The sequence below is a fragment of the Nocardia sp. NPDC023733 genome (assembly GCF_040639775.1).
GTDB lineage: Bacteria > Actinomycetota > Actinomycetes > Mycobacteriales > Mycobacteriaceae > Nocardia > Nocardia rosealba.
Genome location: NZ_JBFAAN010000001.1, coordinates 2,409,065 through 2,424,643 on the forward strand (window position 1 = coordinate 2,409,065; position 15,579 = coordinate 2,424,643).

The 15,579-nt window shown below is 68.9% G+C and carries 13 protein-coding genes; 7 read left to right on the forward strand and 6 right to left on the reverse strand.

The window, feature by feature from the left end:
* The first annotated feature begins 5 nt into the window (after positions 1-5).
* The 4 genes from AB0F86_RS11240 to AB0F86_RS11255 all read left to right on the forward strand — a co-directional run bounded on the left by AB0F86_RS11240 (position 6) and on the right by AB0F86_RS11255 (position 6,443).
* A complete protein-coding gene (locus tag AB0F86_RS11240) occupies positions 6-1,925 on the forward strand; it encodes a nitrate- and nitrite sensing domain-containing protein (protein WP_356983619.1) in 1,920 nt (639 codons plus the stop codon).
* A gap of 226 nt (positions 1,926-2,151) precedes the next feature.
* Positions 2,152-3,192: a helix-turn-helix domain-containing protein gene (locus AB0F86_RS11245; RefSeq protein ID WP_356983621.1), complete on the forward strand. Its 1,041-nt coding sequence runs from the start codon at positions 2,152-2,154 to the stop codon at positions 3,190-3,192.
* A gap of 28 nt (positions 3,193-3,220) precedes the next feature.
* Positions 3,221-4,039: an acetylxylan esterase gene (locus tag AB0F86_RS11250; RefSeq protein WP_356983622.1), complete on the forward strand. Its 819-nt coding sequence runs from the start codon at positions 3,221-3,223 to the stop codon at positions 4,037-4,039.
* A gap of 121 nt (positions 4,040-4,160) precedes the next feature.
* Positions 4,161-6,443 (forward strand): LuxR C-terminal-related transcriptional regulator, encoded by a 2,283-nt coding sequence (locus tag AB0F86_RS11255; protein ID WP_356983624.1) that lies wholly within the window; start codon positions 4,161-4,163, stop codon positions 6,441-6,443.
* 6 nt (positions 6,444-6,449) lie between these two features.
* On the opposite strand, the gene AB0F86_RS11260 is transcribed toward AB0F86_RS11255, so the two are convergent.
* Entirely contained in the window at positions 6,450-6,872 is a 423-nt protein-coding gene (locus tag AB0F86_RS11260) for a MarR family transcriptional regulator (RefSeq protein WP_356983626.1), read from the reverse strand.
* A gap of 109 nt (positions 6,873-6,981) precedes the next feature.
* Here AB0F86_RS11260 and AB0F86_RS11265 point away from each other — a divergent pair, with 109 nt between their 5' ends.
* A complete protein-coding gene (locus tag AB0F86_RS11265) occupies positions 6,982-8,109 on the forward strand; it encodes an NADH:flavin oxidoreductase (protein WP_356983628.1) in 1,128 nt (375 codons plus the stop codon).
* Between the two features lie 4 nt (positions 8,110-8,113).
* Here the strand turns inward: AB0F86_RS11265 and AB0F86_RS11270 are convergent, their stop codons facing one another.
* Entirely contained in the window at positions 8,114-10,498 is a 2,385-nt protein-coding gene (locus AB0F86_RS11270) for an excinuclease ABC subunit UvrA (protein WP_356983630.1), read from the reverse strand.
* Between the two features lie 82 nt (positions 10,499-10,580).
* Positions 10,581-11,369 (reverse strand): LLM class flavin-dependent oxidoreductase, encoded by a 789-nt coding sequence (locus tag AB0F86_RS11275; protein WP_356983631.1) that lies wholly within the window; start codon positions 11,367-11,369, stop codon positions 10,581-10,583.
* A gap of 141 nt (positions 11,370-11,510) precedes the next feature.
* Between AB0F86_RS11275 and AB0F86_RS11280 the strand changes: the two genes are divergently transcribed.
* Positions 11,511-11,645, forward strand: a complete 135-nt coding sequence (locus AB0F86_RS11280; protein ID WP_356983632.1) for a hypothetical protein — start codon at positions 11,511-11,513, stop codon at positions 11,643-11,645.
* Between the two features lie 128 nt (positions 11,646-11,773).
* A complete protein-coding gene (gene fdhD / locus AB0F86_RS11285; RefSeq protein ID WP_356983634.1) occupies positions 11,774-12,625 on the forward strand; it encodes a formate dehydrogenase accessory sulfurtransferase FdhD in 852 nt (283 codons plus the stop codon).
* Here fdhD and AB0F86_RS11290 read toward each other — a convergent pair.
* The 3 genes from AB0F86_RS11290 to AB0F86_RS11300 are packed head-to-tail and all read right to left on the reverse strand — an operon-like array spanning position 12,615 to position 15,316.
* Complete coding sequence (locus AB0F86_RS11290; RefSeq protein ID WP_356983636.1) at positions 12,615-13,250, reverse strand: DUF1345 domain-containing protein; 636 nt, start codon at positions 13,248-13,250, stop codon at positions 12,615-12,617. The two genes, fdhD and AB0F86_RS11290, sit on opposite strands and share 11 nt — an antisense overlap.
* 47 nt (positions 13,251-13,297) lie before the next feature.
* Positions 13,298-14,215, reverse strand: coding sequence for a LysR family transcriptional regulator (locus tag AB0F86_RS11295; RefSeq protein WP_356983638.1), 918 nt, complete (start codon positions 14,213-14,215; stop codon positions 13,298-13,300).
* A gap of 6 nt (positions 14,216-14,221) precedes the next feature.
* Positions 14,222-15,316 carry an FUSC family protein gene (locus AB0F86_RS11300; protein WP_181698693.1) on the reverse strand — a complete coding sequence of 365 codons (1,095 nt, stop codon included), beginning with the start codon at positions 15,314-15,316 and terminating at the stop codon, positions 14,222-14,224.
* Positions 15,317-15,579: the final 263 nt, after the last annotated feature.

The following is a 15,579-nucleotide window of genomic DNA, read 5'->3' on the forward strand; positions in this document are numbered from 1 at the left end:
GCTCGATGTTCCCGGCACGGCTCGGCGTTCGCACCAGAATTCTCGCGATCGCGCTCATTCCCAGTCTCACCCTGCTCGGTCTCGGCATGTTCACCGCAGGCGACCTGGTGCGCGACAGCGCTCAGGTCCGGCAGTGGATCGACGACCTGGAGCAGATCCGGCCCGCCGCATCCGAACTCGGCGCCGCCGCCCAGGTCGAGCGGATGCTCTCGCTGCGCAAGCTCACCACCGGCGAGATCGTGCCGGAGCTGGTCTCGGCGCGGGCGCGGGTCGACCGCGGGTTCGAGGCACTGGTGCGCGCGGATGCGCGCAGGCACGAACCGTCACCGTACATCCCGGCCGCGCACGCGAAGTTCCAGGAGACCATCACGAAGGTACGGGCCGGTATCGATGGGCGCGCGCTCGGCCCGGTCGAGGTGTACCAGTACTTCAACGGCCCGTTCGCGTTGTTCCACACCGGTTTCCGGCGCGCACAGCAGGTGGCGCCGGACCCGCTGTTCGCCACGCGGATCGCCGAGGCCGTGCGGTTGCTCGCCGCGACCGAGGCGATGTCGCGGGGCAATGCGATCGGAGTCGCGCTCTGGGGTTCGGACGGGCGGGCATTCCCGCTCGAGGACTTCACCACCCAGGTGGGCTTCTACAAGGCCGAGATCACCAACCTGATCGCCGAATTCGGCGAGCCACGCAACCGGCTGCTCGCCGAGATCGTGGCTTCCGGGGCGTGGCAACAGATTTCGACGATGGAGGCGGCGCTCGCCGAACGGCTCGCGTCCCACGAGCGGACCCGGACACCGGACCTGCCGCTCTCGCTGCAACAGTGGCAGGATGCCGCCGCCGAGGTGAATACGAAACTCTTCGCCGCCTATTCCGATCATCTCGACCGCGCCCGTGGCAGTGCCGTCGAGGCCGCCCGACGCACCGAACGGTCCGCGTGGGTGGCGGGGGCCGTCGTGCTGGTGGGCAGTGTGGTCGCCATGCTGATCGCGGTGGTGCTGGCCGACCGCATCATCCGCAGATTGCGGCGGTTGCGCGACGCCACGCTCGAGGTGGCCGACACCGAACTGCCCAAGGCCATCCGGCGGGCGAAAGCCGGTGAGCGCACCGAACTCGCCCCGATCCTCGACTTCGGCACCGACGAGATCGGTGAAGTCGCAACCGCTTTCGAACAGGCGGCGACCGTAGCGGTCGGGGCGGCGGTCGAGGAGGCACGCACCAGGGAGGGGGTGCGCTCGGTATTCGTCAATATCGCCCATCGCAGTCAGGTGGTGGTACACCGCCAGCTCGAGATCCTCGACGAGGCCGAAAGCAAGCAACAGGACCCGGCCCTGCTCGAGGTGTACTTTCAGCTCGATCACCTGGCGACCCGCGCACGACGCAATGCCGAGAATCTGCTGATCCTCGGTGGCAGCAGGCCCGGGCGACGGTGGAGCACACCGGTGCCGCTGGTGGATGTGCTGCGCAGCGCGGTGGGTGAGACGAAAGAGTATGTGCGCGTGCGGGTCGGCGGCGTGCCCGACGCGCGGCTGTACGGAGCGGCGGTAGCCGACCTGATCCACCTGATCGCCGAACTCGTCGACAACGCCACCGCCTTCTCCCCGCCCGCGACGATGGTCGAGGTGAGCGCGGGTGTCGTCGGCAAGGGCCTGGCGGTCGAGGTCGCCGATCAGGGGATCGGCCTCACCGAAGCCGAATTCGAGCGGTACAACTCCCTGCTCGCCGCTCCACCGGATTTCGGGTTCGCGGCACTGTCGCACGATTCGCGCATGGGTTTGTTCGTGGTGGCCCAGCTCGCGAGCACCCACGCGGTGTCGGTGCGGTTGGCCGAGTCACCGTACGGCGGGGTGCGCGCCATCGTGGTCATTCCCGGCACCCTCATCGACGGCCCCGAAGCCGCGGTCGCCGGCGAACGGAAGGCCTCCCGGTGAACCCCGTCGATTCGTGGGCGGAGCCGAATACGCACCTCGGTGCGCAGAGATACGCAGTTCTACCGATGTCCCGGCGTGCTCCACCCGGCACGCTCGACGAATGCCACATCGGACACCCTCCGGAACCGCCGTCCTGAGCAGATCGGCAACGGCGCACACCGCGGCGGAATCGACGATCGACCGCCTGGTACGGACGGCCTTCACCGATGGCCGCGCAGGACGGAATATGTTGCGCCCACAGCAGATCCGGAACATCGGGCTGGTGTGCCTCGATCTGATCGCGGCCACGAGCTCCGGGTCGGCCACGACCGTCCCGCTCGCTCGCCTCGAACACTCCACCGTCGAATGGGCACGCGACGGCATCGGGGTGGAGGCGATCCTGCACGCCGTGCACCGCTGTGCGCGCATCGCCGTCGATCTGACCGGAGCGCAGGTCGACGTGGTCGACCTGCTCAAGCACACCGCCACGACGGTCGCGAGCGCCTACGTGCGGTACACCCTGGAACTGGCGGGCCGCTCCGAACACGCCAAAGACGCACTGGCCAACCAGGTCATCGCGGGTACCCACTCGCGTGCCGTGGCCCGCGACTGCGGCGTCGAACTGGCCGACGAGTACTGGGTGCTGGCGCTGAGTATCGCGGGCGAACCGACGGACGGGCCCGTCGACGGGGTCGACGAGCGGGTGCGCGCCCGGCGCGCCATCACCCGCATGCGCGCCGAACTCGACCGCCGATGCGACGGTGAGTGCCTGGTCGCGCTGTCCACGCGCGGGGGCACCGCCTTGGTGCCGGGCCACATCGACGCCGACATCGACGTCGTGGCGGCCGCGCTCACCCGCGCCGCCGGTCGTCAGGTCACCGTGGCGGTCGTGCTGTCCGACCTCGACGAGGTGGCCGACGCGACCGAGTGCGCGCACGAACTGCTCGAGATCGTCCGGCGGCTCGGCCGCAGGGGCGGCGTGCACCGGTTCAGCGACTACGCGCTCGAATACCAGCTCACCCGGCCCGGTCCGGCCCGCGACCACCTCGCGACCGTGCTCGAGCCGCTGACCGGACACCCCGAACTCCTCGAAACGCTGCGCTGCCACGTCGCCAACAACCTGAACCGGCGTCGCACCGCAACCATGCTGCACCTGCACACCAACTCGATCGACTACCGCATCAAGCGCATCGCCGAACTCACCGGCTACGACGCCACCCGGTGCGCCGATCTGTGGTACCTGCGCTCCGCGCTCGTGGTGTCGGGATTGCACGATCCGGCCGCGTAGTACCGCGGCACCGTAGGAAAGGACAACGATGTTTTTCCGATGCACAACCCTGGCGGCGGTCGCGGTGACCGGCCTGCTGGCGGCCGCGCCCGCTGTGGCGAGCCCTCCGTCGGCCGGGTCGGCCGGTTCGTCGCAGGTGGCCGACCCGGTGGGTGCCGTGACGGTCGACAAGTGGGCCGACCACACGGTGTACCGTCCCGCCGATCTCGGCACGACCCGCCATCCGGTGGTGCTCTGGGGCAACGGCACCGGCGCCGGGCCGGGCGTCTACGCCGACACGCTCCTGAAGCCCTGGGCCGCAGCGGGTTTCATCGTCGTCGCCGCGAACACCACGATGGCGAACTCGGGCGCGGAGATGCTGGCGGGCGGACGGGAACTGCTGCGGCGCAACGACACACCGGGCAACGCGTACACCGGCAAGGTGGCCACCGACCAGGTGGCGGCCGCGGGTCATTCCCAGGGCGGCGCGGGCGCGATCAACGCGGGCGCCGACACGATGGTGCGCACCGTGCTCGCCCTGCAGCCCGGCCCGCTGGCGGCTCCGGGGAAGATGGTCGGCCCCGCGCTGTTCCTGGCCGGGGAGGCCGACCGTATCGTCGACGCCGACGGCATCGTCATGCCCCTGTTCGAGAAGGCCGACCAGGTACCCGCGATCTTCGCCGAACTCGGTGGTGCCGGCCACCTGGTCTGGGGACGATACGCCGAGGTGATGGCCGACTGGCTGAAGTACCAACTGCTCGGTGACACCGCCGCGAAGGCCCGGTTCCTCGGTGCCGACTGCGGCCTGTGCACCGACGCCGCGTGGACGAGGGTTCTGCACAACGCGAAGGCGCAAGCGCTGAGCTGAGTGCGGACATCGGTGAATTCGTGCCGCTCCCGGGACGACGGCTGAGTACGATCGCCGAAACCGATCACACTCGTGAGCCGGATCGACAGCACGTGTCGTCCGGTACGACCCGGAACGGCAGATGGTTCGAAGCACGCTCGACCCGGCGGCGACCAGCTACCTCGGCCGCGATGCCGAGGTAGCCGCGGTGCGTGCCCTGCTCGACGACGGCTGCCTGGTCTCCATCACCGGCCAGGGCGGACTCGGCAAGACCCGCCTGGCCCGCAAGGTCGCCGGGCAGCTCGCCGCCGATTACGACGACGGTGTCTACTTCGTGGAACTGTCCGGGCTGCGCCACGACGACGAGGTCGGCACAGCGGTGGCGGCCGCACTCAGGTTGCGGATCAAGACCGGCGAGTCGGCGACCGAACGGGTACTCGACCATCTGGTTCGCCGGGCACCGCTGCTGGTCCTCGACAACTGCGAACATCTGCTCGACGGCTGCGCCGACCTCGTCATCCAGGTGCTCGCGACCTGCCCCGGGGTGACCCTGCTCGTCACCAGCAGGCAGACACTCAGCGTGGCGGGCGAGCAGGTCTACCGGCTGCCGCCGCTGCCCGTACCGCCACCGGGGCTCGACGATCCCGCCCGGATCGCCGCGTACCCGGCGGCGGCCCTGCTGGTGGACCGGGCCAGAGCGGTGCGCGCCGATTTCCGGATCACCGAGTCGAACGCCGCCGACATCGCCCACCTGTGCCGACTGCTCGACGGGATCCCCTTGGCCATCGAACTGGCGGCGGCCCGGCATCGCTCGCTGTCGCCCGCGCAGGTCATCGCCCGCTGGTCGTGCGGGTTGACGCTGCCGACGGCCTGGACACACGGGATGCCCGACCGGCACCAGACGCTGCGCAACACGGTCGACTGGAGCTACCGGTTGTGCACCGACGACGAGAAGCAGGTGTGGGCGCGGCTGTCGATCTTCCAGGACTGGTTCGAGCTGGAAGCCGCCGAATACGTCTGCGCCGACACGCGTTCGGCCGCGCCCGTGGTTTCCGTCGTCGATTCGCTGGTCGACAAGTCGATCCTGGAACGGCGCGGCGACGACATCACGCACTACCGCCTGCTGCGGCCGGTGCGCGAGTTCGGCGCCGAGAAGCTGACCGAGGAAGGTAGGACCGAGGTCGTCGCCCGTCGGCACCGGGACTGGTTCCGGGACGTGATCCTGCTGGCCGACCGGGAATTCTTCAGCAAGAAGCAGTACGAACACGTGCGTCGGTTGCAGGTCTGCCAACTCGATCTGCGATTGGCGCTGGAATGGTCGCTCGAGACGCCGGGCGAGGCCGAGACCGCGCTCGAGATGGCGGCCTGCCTGGACGAGTTCTGGCGGATGGCGGGCTCGGATCAGCTCGTGAAGGTCTGGTTGCAGCGTGCGTTGCACGCGGTGCCGCATTCGCCGCACGCTGCACGCGGCTGGGCGGTGCTCGCCCTGCATTCGATCTGGATGACCGACCGCGACAGCGCCTATCGCGAACTCGACCAGGCCGATCGGGAGGCGGCGCGCTCCGGCGATCCGGTCGTGATCGCCCTCGCGAAGGCCGCCCGGTCCGCCGCGGCCAAGATCGACCTGGACAACGAGCAGGCGGCCGCCCTCGCCTCGGAGGCCACTCACACCCTGCGCAGCCACGGACACCTGCGTGAGTCGATGGGGGCGTGGAACATCTACGCGCTGGCGACCGCCGCCGCCGACCCCGCCGGTCGCCTCCAGGAGCTACGCGAGGCAGTGCGGCTCTGCGAGGAGCACGGCGATTACTACTATCGCGGGCTCTACCTGTTCGCCATTTCGCTGATCGAGGTGATGCTCGGCAATCCCGACGCGGCCGAGCGAGCCGGCCACACCGCCCTGCGGATCTCGCGCCGGTGGGGCAGCAGATTCGGCGACGCCTATCACGTGGAAACGCTGGCGTGGGTGGCCTCGGCACGCAACCAGCACCTGCGCGCCGCCACCCTGTTCGGTGTCGCCGCGGCCGCGTGGGAGCAGCTGGGTTCCGACCCCGACGTCATCCTCGTGCGCCCGCACACCCTCTTTCGCGACGCGTCGATCCAGGCACTCGGCGACGACCGTTTCGAAACCGCGTTCCTGGCCGGGCAGGCCATGCCGGTCGCCGATGCCTTCGAGTTCGCGCTGACCCCGCACCGTGAACCCGCGACTCGGCATCCTGTCGACATCGCGCCGCTGACCCCGCGTGAGTACGAGGTGGCGACCCTGATCGCCACCGGGCTGACGAACAAGGAGATCGCCGCCCGGCTCGTCATCGCACCCCGCACCGCCGACACGCACGTGGGCAACATTCTCACCAAGCTCGGCTCGTCGAACCGAGCCCAGATCGCCACCTGGGTCGCCACCCGCGGCGCCGACGCCAACTGAGGTCCCCTACGTCCGGAAGACCTCTGAAAGCAGCGCCGACAGCGTCCGGCGTTGTTCCGCGTCGAGCCGCTCGAGACCAGCCCGCGTGAGGTGCATCTTCGCGCGGATCGCGTCGGTGATCTGCTCACCCTCCGGGGTGATGACGAGGTGGGTGACGCGCCGATCGGCGGCGCTGGTCTCCCGGCGCACGAGCCCACGCTTCTCGAGCCGGTTGATGATGCCGGTGATGTTGGAGGCATCGCAGTACATGGTCTCGGCCAGCCTTCGCATGGCGATGGGCCCACGGCGCAGCACGGTGAGGGTCTTGGCCTGGATGGCGGTGAGCTGCTCGCTGGCCGCGGCCGCGGTGAAGTCTCCGTAATACGCGCCGAGCGACACCGACAACAGCTCCATGAGCTGGTCGGGGTCGTCGCGGGAAACGTCTGACATGAGTCGAGCCTAGCGCCAGAAACTTGACGACCTCAAATATCTCCACCTACGGTGGCGACATTGCTTGAAGTTCTCAACCTTCGACCTTCTCAAGTAAGCAGGAGAATTCATGACCGTCACCGTGTCCGACGCCGCCCGTGCGACGCAGGCCCTGTCACGACCCGTCACCCTGAACGGCCTGACCGTCCCCAACCGGATCGCCATGGCCCCGATGACCCGGATGTTCTCTCCCGGCGGCATCCCCGGCGACGACGTGGCCTCCTACTACGCCCGCCGGGCCGCGGCAGGGGTCGGCCTGATCGTCACCGAGGGCACCTACGTCGGGCACGAGTCGGCCGGACAGAGCGATCGCGTCCCGCGCTTCCACGGCGAGGCCCAGCTGGCCGGATGGGCGAAGGTCGCCGCCGACGTGCACGCGGCAGGCGGCACCATCGTCCCGCAACTGTGGCATATCGGCATGGTGCGCAACCACGGTGAAGCGCCCTACCCCGACGCCCCGGCCATGGGCCCCTCCGGCATTCGCGTCGACGGCACCGAGGGCGCGGGCCACGCCATGACCCAGCGCGACCTCGACGACGTGATCGCCGCGTTCGCCGACGCCGCCGCGGCCGCCGAACGCCTCGGATTCGACGGGGTGGAACTCCACGGCGCCCACGGCTATCTCCTCGACCAGTTCCTGTGGTCACGCACGAATCGCCGCACCGACGCCTACGGCGGAGACGCGGTGGCCAGGACCAGGTTCGTCGCCGAGGTCGTCCGGGCCGTGCGCGCTGTCGTCTCGCCGACCTTCCCGGTGATCCTGCGCTATTCGCAGTGGAAGCAGGACGCCTACGACGGGCGCCTGGCGCAGACACCCCAGGAGCTGGAGGCGATCCTCGCCCCGCTCACCGAGGCAGGCGTCGATGTCTTCCACGCCTCGACCCGCCGCTACTGGCTCCCCGAATTCGACGGCTCCGACCTGAATCTGGCCGGTTGGACCAAGAAGCTCACCGGCAAGCCGGTGATCACCGTCGGTTCGGTCGGCCTCGACGGCGACTTCCTGAACGCCTTCCGTGGGCACGGCGCCGAACTGGGCAGCCTGGACAATCTGCTCGAACGAATGGAACGCGACGAGGTCGACATGGTCGCCGTCGGACGTGCGCTGCTCCAGGATCCCGAGTGGGCCCGCAAGGTTCTCGACGGGCGCTTCGACGAGCTGAAGCCCTTCGACCCCGCCGCCCAGAAGACCCTCAGCTGAGCGGTCACAGCACCTGCGCCAGGTAGGGGGCGGTTCGGCTGTCCGGCGCGGCCGCGACGTGCTTCGGGGTGCCCTCGGCGACGATCCGGCCGCCGCGGGCGCCGCCGTCGGGGCCCATGTCGATCACGTGATCGGACTGTGCGACCACGATCATGTCGTGTTCGGCGACCACCACGGTCGCGCCGGAGTCGACGAGCGAATCGAGTTGGGCGAGCAGCACTTCGGTGTCGGCGGGGTGCAGCCCGGTGGTCGGCTCGTCCAGCAGGTACAGCGTGCCCGCGCGCCGGGTGCGTTGCAGCTCGGTCGCCAGCTTCACCCGCTGGGCTTCGCCACCGGACAGTTCGGTGGCGGGCTGGCCGAGCCGCAGGTAGCCGAGCCCGACATCGAGGAGCGTGTGCAGCGCGCGGTGCACCGCGGGCACGTCGGCGAAGAACGGTTCGGCCTGCTCGACGGTCATGTCGAGCACTTCGGCGATCGTCGTGTCGCGGTAGGTGATCTCGAGGGTTTCGGGGTTGTAGCGGGCGCCGTGGCAGTCCGGGCACGGGGTGTAGGTGCTGGGCAGGAAGAGCAGTTCCACGGTGATGTACCCCTCGCCCTGACAGGTGGGGCAGCGTCCTTCGGCGACGTTGAAGGAGAAGCGGCCGATGCCGTAACCACGCGCCCGCGCCGCGGCGGTATCGGCGAAGAGGGACCGGACGGTGTCGAACAGCCCGGTGTAGGTGGCCAGGTTCGAACGCGGGGTGCGACCGATCGGTGCCTGATCCACCTCGACCACCCGGTTGACCACCGGGTCGGCTTCGGCACCCGCCGAAATCGCCCGCAGCAGACTGGTTTTGCCCGCACCCGACACCCCCGTCACGGCGGTGAAGACCCCGAGCGGCAGGTCGACATCGACACCGCGCACGTTGTTGATCTCGATCCCACGCAACTCCAGCGTGCCACTGCGCACGCGCGGCACCCGCGGTTCGCGCGACACCTCGTCGAACAGGTAGCGCCGGGTCACCGAATCGGGCACCGCACGCAGACCGGCCACCTCCCCGCTGTAGAGCACCTGTCCCCCGTTGACGCCTGCTCCCGGACCGACATCCACCACCCAGTCGGCGTGGCGCACCACATCCATGTCGTGTTCGACGAGAAGGACACTGTTGCCGGACTTTTCGAGTCTGCGCAGGACCGTGGTGAGAGCGGCGGTGTCGGCGGGGTGCAACCCGGCCGAGGGTTCGTCCAGCACATAGACGACGCCGAACAGCCCCGACCGCAACTGCCCTGCCAACCGCAGGCGCTGCAGTTCGCCACCCGAGAGGGTGGGACTTTCCCGGTCGATGCCGAGGTAGCCGAGGCCGAGCTCGATCAGCACGTCCAGCCGGGAGGTGAGGTCCTGGGTGAGTACGGCCACCGCGCCGGTGCCGGTGGTGTAGGGCCGGAGTACCTCGGCCAGTTCGTGCAACGGCAATTCACCGAGTTCGGCGATGTTGTAACCGGCGAAGGTCACCGCAAGTGATTCGGGCTTGAGCCGGTGTCCGTGGCACAGCGGGCACACGGTGGTGTGCAGGAATTCAGCGGCCTTGGCCCGGGTCTTGTCGCTCTTGGATTCGGCGTGCGCTTTGAGCAAAAGCCGGCGGGCGCTGCTGAAGGTGCCCTGGTAGGGGCGGTGGATGCGGTGGGCCTCACGCTCGGGATGCACGGTGACGACCGGCTGTTCGTCGCTGAACAGGATCCACTCACGGTCGGCCGCGTCGAGTTCGCGCCAGGGGCGGTCGATGTCGTAACCGAGCGCGGCGACCACATCGCGCAGATTCTTGCCCTGCCAGGCGCCGGGCCACGACGCGATCGCCCCCTCCCTGATGCTCAGCGACGGGTCGGGCACCATCGATTCCTCGGTGGCTTCGTGGATCACGCCCTGCCCGTGGCAGCGCGGACACGCGCCCTCGACGGTGTTGGGCGAGAAGGCATCCGAGTACAGTCGATTGGTTCCCGCCGGATAGTGCCCGGGCCCGGTCCGCGCGGGCCCCTCCGGGTAGTCGCCTTCGCGCGACATCAACAGCCGCAGCGTGTTCGACAGGGCGCTCACCGTGCCGACGGTGGACCGGGACGACGGCGTGGACCGGCGCTGGGCCAGCGCCACCGTCGGCGGCATCCCCGAAACCTCGTCCACGTCGGGCGCTTCGACCTGATTCAGCAACCGACGGGCATACGGTGCGACCGACTCCAGGTACCGGCGCTGCGATTCGGCATAGAGCGTCCCGAAGGCCAGCGAGGACTTCCCCGAGCCCGACACACCGGTGAACGCGACCAAGGCATTACGCGGCAGGTCGACATCGACATCGCGCAGATTGTGGACCCGGGCGCCACGCACCCGAACCGAAGAATCGATCTCGCGCGAATCCACAGCTATCGACCCTACTCCCTGCGATGCGGTGCTACCCGCCGTTGGCGGGTAGCCGAGCCCTGCTGTCTCATCGCCCTTCTCGTCACGGCCCCCGCCGCACGACCGACAGCGCCTCGGCGCGGGAGACGATCATCGGCAGCGAACGCAACCACCAAGTGGCACCCGCGCGTTCGTAGGCATCGCGGTTCTCGTTCGCGGCCACCGCCACGTCGAAGCCGGTCAAGTCGCCGCGGTGTTCGGCGATGATGTCGAGCATGTCGGCCAGTTGCGCCGGGCTCGCCTCCGGGCACAGACCGTCGTATCTCGCGGCGCGGCGCAGGGGCGCTTGCCGCACCGACTGCGCGGCAACCCAGATCGGTATGCGGGGCTGTTGCACCGGTCGTGGCAGGAACCGCAGGCCGTCCACCTCGTAGGCGGGTCCGTGGTGGTGCACGGATTCCCCTGACCACAGCGCGGTGATCACCGCGAGCGATTCGTCGAGCAACCGCGCGCGTTCACGTGCGCCACCGACCTCACCGAGACGGGAGAATTCGCCGGTCGCGTCGGAGCCGAGGCCGACCCCGAGCACCAGTCGACCACCGCTGAGCAAGTCGAGCGCGACGCTCTCCCGGGCGACATCGTGTGGTCGCCTGCGCGAGAGCGGCGTGACCCTCGGCCCGAACACCACCCTGGTCGTCGCGGCCGCGACGGCGGCCAGACCGATCCAGCAGTCGCCCACGGCGAGGTCGGGTTCATCGGCCCGCGCCACGTGGTCCCAGACGAAGACGCCGTCGAATCCCGCCGATTCCGCTTCGGCAGCGATTTCCGCCAGCACCCGCGGATCGGCGAGCTCACCGAACGGCGGCAGGTACACCCCATGGCGCAGCACCATATCCGCAGCATAGAGCGCCGGATCCGGTTCCGCCCCGACTCGCCGACAGATCCGGTGCAGCCGCGATCCCGTCCTGGGGGATGCCCCCCGCTATACAGTGACCGGCAGCTTCCGCCTACATCGTCCGGCGAAAGAGAGCACATGACGAAGCCTCGGAATGTTCGCGTGCGCAGGATCTACGAAGACCCCGAACCGGCCGACGGTCGACGCATCCTCGTCGACATGAGCGAGGCGACGGTGCTCGCCGACATTCTCGACGGGAAGCAGACCACGTAACCGGTGTCCGGGGACGATAAGTCACGGTTGTCGACCGATCGGAGAGGCGACTTTGACGCGGATCGCCCGGCACCCTTGACTGTCCGGTGAGCAGTGCCTGCGATCCGACCAGAGAAGCGGAGAACACAGTGGGACGAGTGACCGTGCGACGACCTGTACTGCGCATCAGGGACGGCGTCCACAGCGAACGTCCCGACACCCTGGTGAGCGAGGAACCCCTCGAGATCCGGGTAGGCGGCCGCCCGCTGACCGTGACCATGCGGACGCCGGGAAACGATTTCGACCTCGCGGCAGGCTTTCTGGTGAGCGAGGGGGTCGTTCGATCGCCGGATCAGATCGCCGGAATCCGCTACTGCGCGGGCGCGACCGCCGAGGGCACCAACACCTACAACATCGTCGACGTGGTCCTGGCACCCGGTGTCGCCGCCCCTGACCCGTCGCTGGAACGCAACTTCTACACGACGTCCTCCTGCGGACTGTGCGGCAAAGCCAGCCTCGATGCGGTGCGCACCGCTGCGACCTGGTCGGTGGCAGACGATCCCGTGCGCTGCCCGCCCGAACTCCTGGCGACCCTGCCGGACCGGCTTCGCGACGCGCAGAAGGTGTTCGACACCACCGGCGGATTGCACGCGGCCGGGCTGTTCACCGCCGACGGATCGATGCTGTACCTGCGTGAGGACGTCGGCAGACACAACGCGGTCGACAAGGTGATCGGCGCCGCCGTGCGGGCCGCACTGCTGCCGTTGCGCGAAACCGTTCTGATGGTGAGCGGACGGGCATCCTTCGAACTGGTACAGAAGGCGCTCATGGCGGGCATTCCGGTATTGGCGGCGGTATCCGCACCGTCGTCGCTGGCGGTGGACCTCGCTGCCGACAACGGGTTGACCCTGGTCGGGTTCCTGCGCGGCGATTCGATGAACGTCTACGCCGGTGCGCAGCGACTGGCGACGGTCCACCGCCATCGGATGCTCATTCGCTGACGATGCCCGCGACCAGGTTGATCGTCGTCGCGAGGATGACGGTGCCGAAGGCGTAGGACAGCAGACAGTGCCGGAGCACGATGGAGCGGATCCCCGCCTTCGTGACGTTGGTGTCGGAGACCTGATAGGTCATGCCGAGGTTGTAGCTGAAATAGAAGAAGTCCCGATAGGCAGGCGGTGCGTCGGAATTGAAATCGATTCCGCCCGTTGGCGTTTCGTAGTAGAGGTAGGCATAGCGGGCGACGTACATCAGGTGCACGGCCGCCCATGCCGCGAACACTCCGCCCAGGGCCGTCGCGGCCGCGATATGGCCTTGCGCGGATCTGCCGAGCACGAGGATGAGGACGATGGCGACGAGCCCACTGAGCGCGGCGACGACGACCGACGTCTCCTCGATCAACGGCTGGAAGTCCTCGCGCCGGGCATTGGATCTGGTCCGCTCGGCATCCATCGGCCAGAGCACGAACCAGCCGGCCACGACGAAAATCGACGCGGCGGTGGCGATACCGGTCAGCACACCGAGTGCCGGTCCGCTGCCGATACCGACGGCCGCTCCCGCCGCGGCACCGAGCACGACAGAACCGAGCAGGCGGGTGACCGCCGACAACAGCAACGGACTGCTCATGGCGGTGCAGCGTACCCAACGGTCCTCGACGATCGCGTGATCGTCGGTCAGCCCGGTGCGGGCTCGCCGAGCACAGCGTCCAGGTGAGCGGCGCCAGCGGTCGTGACCAGCGCCCTGGCCAGTACCGAGCCGGGCTCCCCCGCCGCCGTGACCAGCACGATCTCGGCGGAGACGACCGGGTCGGCGAGAGCGAGTGCCCGAACTCCGGCGGGCGCGGGCAAGGTTCGCAGCCAGGGCTGCGGCACGACACACGCCCAGCGACCGGTGCTCACATGCGCGAGCAACGCGACCACGGAATCGGTCTCGACCTGCGGCGTAGCGCGCAGTCCGTGCCCGGCGAGCGCCTCGTCGAGGAGCTGTCGTCCCCGCATTTCCTTGTGCAGCAGGCACATCGGCATTTCCAGCGCCTCGGCCCAGGTGATCGTTCCGGTGCGTCCCGCCAGGAGTTCGGTGCCTGCGAGCAGCACGTGCCGTTCGGTGTAGAGCGGGGTGCGGGTGAGCCCGCCGGTATCGATCCCTTGCGCGTAGATGATGCCCGCGTCGAGTTCGTACCGGCGGATGCGCTCGACGATGTCGAGTGAGCGCAGTTTGGTTTCCAGCCGCACCCGAACCAGCGGATGTTCGACGCAGAACGGGTCGGTGAGCAGGGCGACGGTGCTCGACGCCGCCGGAATCACACCGATCCGCAATTCACCGGTCAAACCGGTTTGCAGGGCGGCGACTTCGTGTTCGAGCGCGTCGCGGTCGGCCAGGATCCGCCGGGCCCACAGGACCAGCCGCTCCCCTTCCGGGGTGAGCCCCTCGAAGGTATGTCCCCGCCGGACCAGCGGCACGCCGAGCTCGTGCTCGAGTTTGCGCAGCGCTTCGGACAGCGCGGGTTGGGATACGTAGCAGGACTTGGCCGCACGGGCGAAGTGACGTTCCCTGGCGAGCGCCACGAAGTATTCGAGCTGACGGAAGAGCACGTCTGCCTAGTTGTCTCGGGCGTCGGCCGCCGCATTACGCGCCGGGGCGATCTCGAGCGCCTTGTCCGGGTTCGGTCCCATGACGACAGTATGCGGGGCCGGATCCCGGATCAGCAATGCGACAGCTAATCCCACGGCCACGCCGATCACCGTGTCGAGACCGCGCTCGGTGAGCATGGTGAGCGGATCGGTCGGGTCGGCGAGCTCGGTCATCGCCATGATCAGCGGGGTGAAGAAGCCGAGCGCCAGCGCGTAGTGGCGGGCCATGAACAGCTCGGTCGGATACAGCAGCGCGATGATCGCGAGCCCGAGCACCGCCGGGCTCGGTCCCGGGATCAGCAGCGGTGTCGCCACGAGCAGGCCGAGGAAGGTGCCGATCACCCGGTGCATCCCCCTGGTCATCCGGTCGCGTGAGGTCGCCGCCGCCAACGGCACGGCCGCACCGGCCATGGCCCAGTTGGCATGCCCGACACCGAGCAGCAGACCGATGCCGCCGGACACCGAGATCGCCAATGCGTAGCGGCCCGCCTGGGTCGTCGAGTCGATGCCACGGCGGTGCGGTGGACACCGGGTCGGCACGTCGGTGGCCGTACCGCGCCGCACTCTGCGGGTGGATTCGAGGTATCCGACGGCGACGCACAGGATCGCGGTGCCGGCGCAGACCAGCAGCGCGGTGACCGGATGACGCTGAGTGTCGGCCACCATCGCGATCGCGCCGAAAGCGAAGATCCCGAAGAACGGGCCCTCCGGTCGCAACCCGAGGCGGTCGGTGACCGGCGAAGCCACCGCGGCGAACACGGCGACGGCCGCGACCAGCACCGCGGGCGGAGCGTGCAGCCGACCGAGCAGAATGCCCGCCCCCACCGCGCCGACCAGCATCACGGCGGCCTCGCACTGGTGGGCGAGTCGTTGCCTCGGCGCTTCGGCGAACCCGTACATGCCGGTGAAGGAACCGAATACCGCGTAGATGAGCAGGTCGGTGCGTCCGGCGGCGACGAGCATCAGACCGGGGATCGCCAAGCCGACGAAGACGCGGGCGGCGGGCAGATGATCGATCTCGGTGACGAATCGCCGAAACACCGCGCGCGCCTGGTTCAGCATGGTGCGCAAGATTCCTCCGAGGGTCGGTCGCGGGCACGCCCGTCGGACCACGGTGCATGAATCGCTCCGGGGGCGTCAACCGGCCGAAATCGGGCACATCGGGCGAATTCACGGCGTACGCGGCGACGATAAGCCACACCTATCGAGCAGTCGGAAGTCGATCTTGGCCATGGCCGCGCGCAACGGCGACGATAGTGACGGCCCGCCTACCTCGAATCGTGGCTCTCCGGGGAGAGAATTCCGGCGGACGGGAAGACCGGCTT

Coding starts and splice junctions, on each gene's coding strand:
- AB0F86_RS11250 (WP_356983622.1), top strand. CDS start 3,221: ATGTTTTTCCGATGCACAACCCTGGCGGCGGTCGCGGTGACCGGCCTG.
- AB0F86_RS11290 (WP_356983636.1), bottom strand. CDS start 13,250: ATGAGCAGTCCGTTGCTGTTGTCGGCGGTCACCCGCCTGCTCGGTTCT.
- AB0F86_RS11280 (WP_356983632.1), top strand. CDS start 11,511: ATGACGAAGCCTCGGAATGTTCGCGTGCGCAGGATCTACGAAGACCCC.
- AB0F86_RS11265 (WP_356983628.1), top strand. CDS start 6,982: ATGACCGTCACCGTGTCCGACGCCGCCCGTGCGACGCAGGCCCTGTCA.
- AB0F86_RS11275 (WP_356983631.1), bottom strand. CDS start 11,369: ATGGTGCTGCGCCATGGGGTGTACCTGCCGCCGTTCGGTGAGCTCGCC.
- AB0F86_RS11260 (WP_356983626.1), bottom strand. CDS start 6,872: ATGTCAGACGTTTCCCGCGACGACCCCGACCAGCTCATGGAGCTGTTG.
- AB0F86_RS11245 (WP_356983621.1), top strand. CDS start 2,152: ATGTTGCGCCCACAGCAGATCCGGAACATCGGGCTGGTGTGCCTCGAT.
- AB0F86_RS11240 (WP_356983619.1), top strand. CDS start 6: ATGTTCCCGGCACGGCTCGGCGTTCGCACCAGAATTCTCGCGATCGCG.
- AB0F86_RS11300 (WP_181698693.1), bottom strand. CDS start 15,316: ATGCTGAACCAGGCGCGCGCGGTGTTTCGGCGATTCGTCACCGAGATC.
- AB0F86_RS11255 (WP_356983624.1), top strand. CDS start 4,161: ATGGTTCGAAGCACGCTCGACCCGGCGGCGACCAGCTACCTCGGCCGC.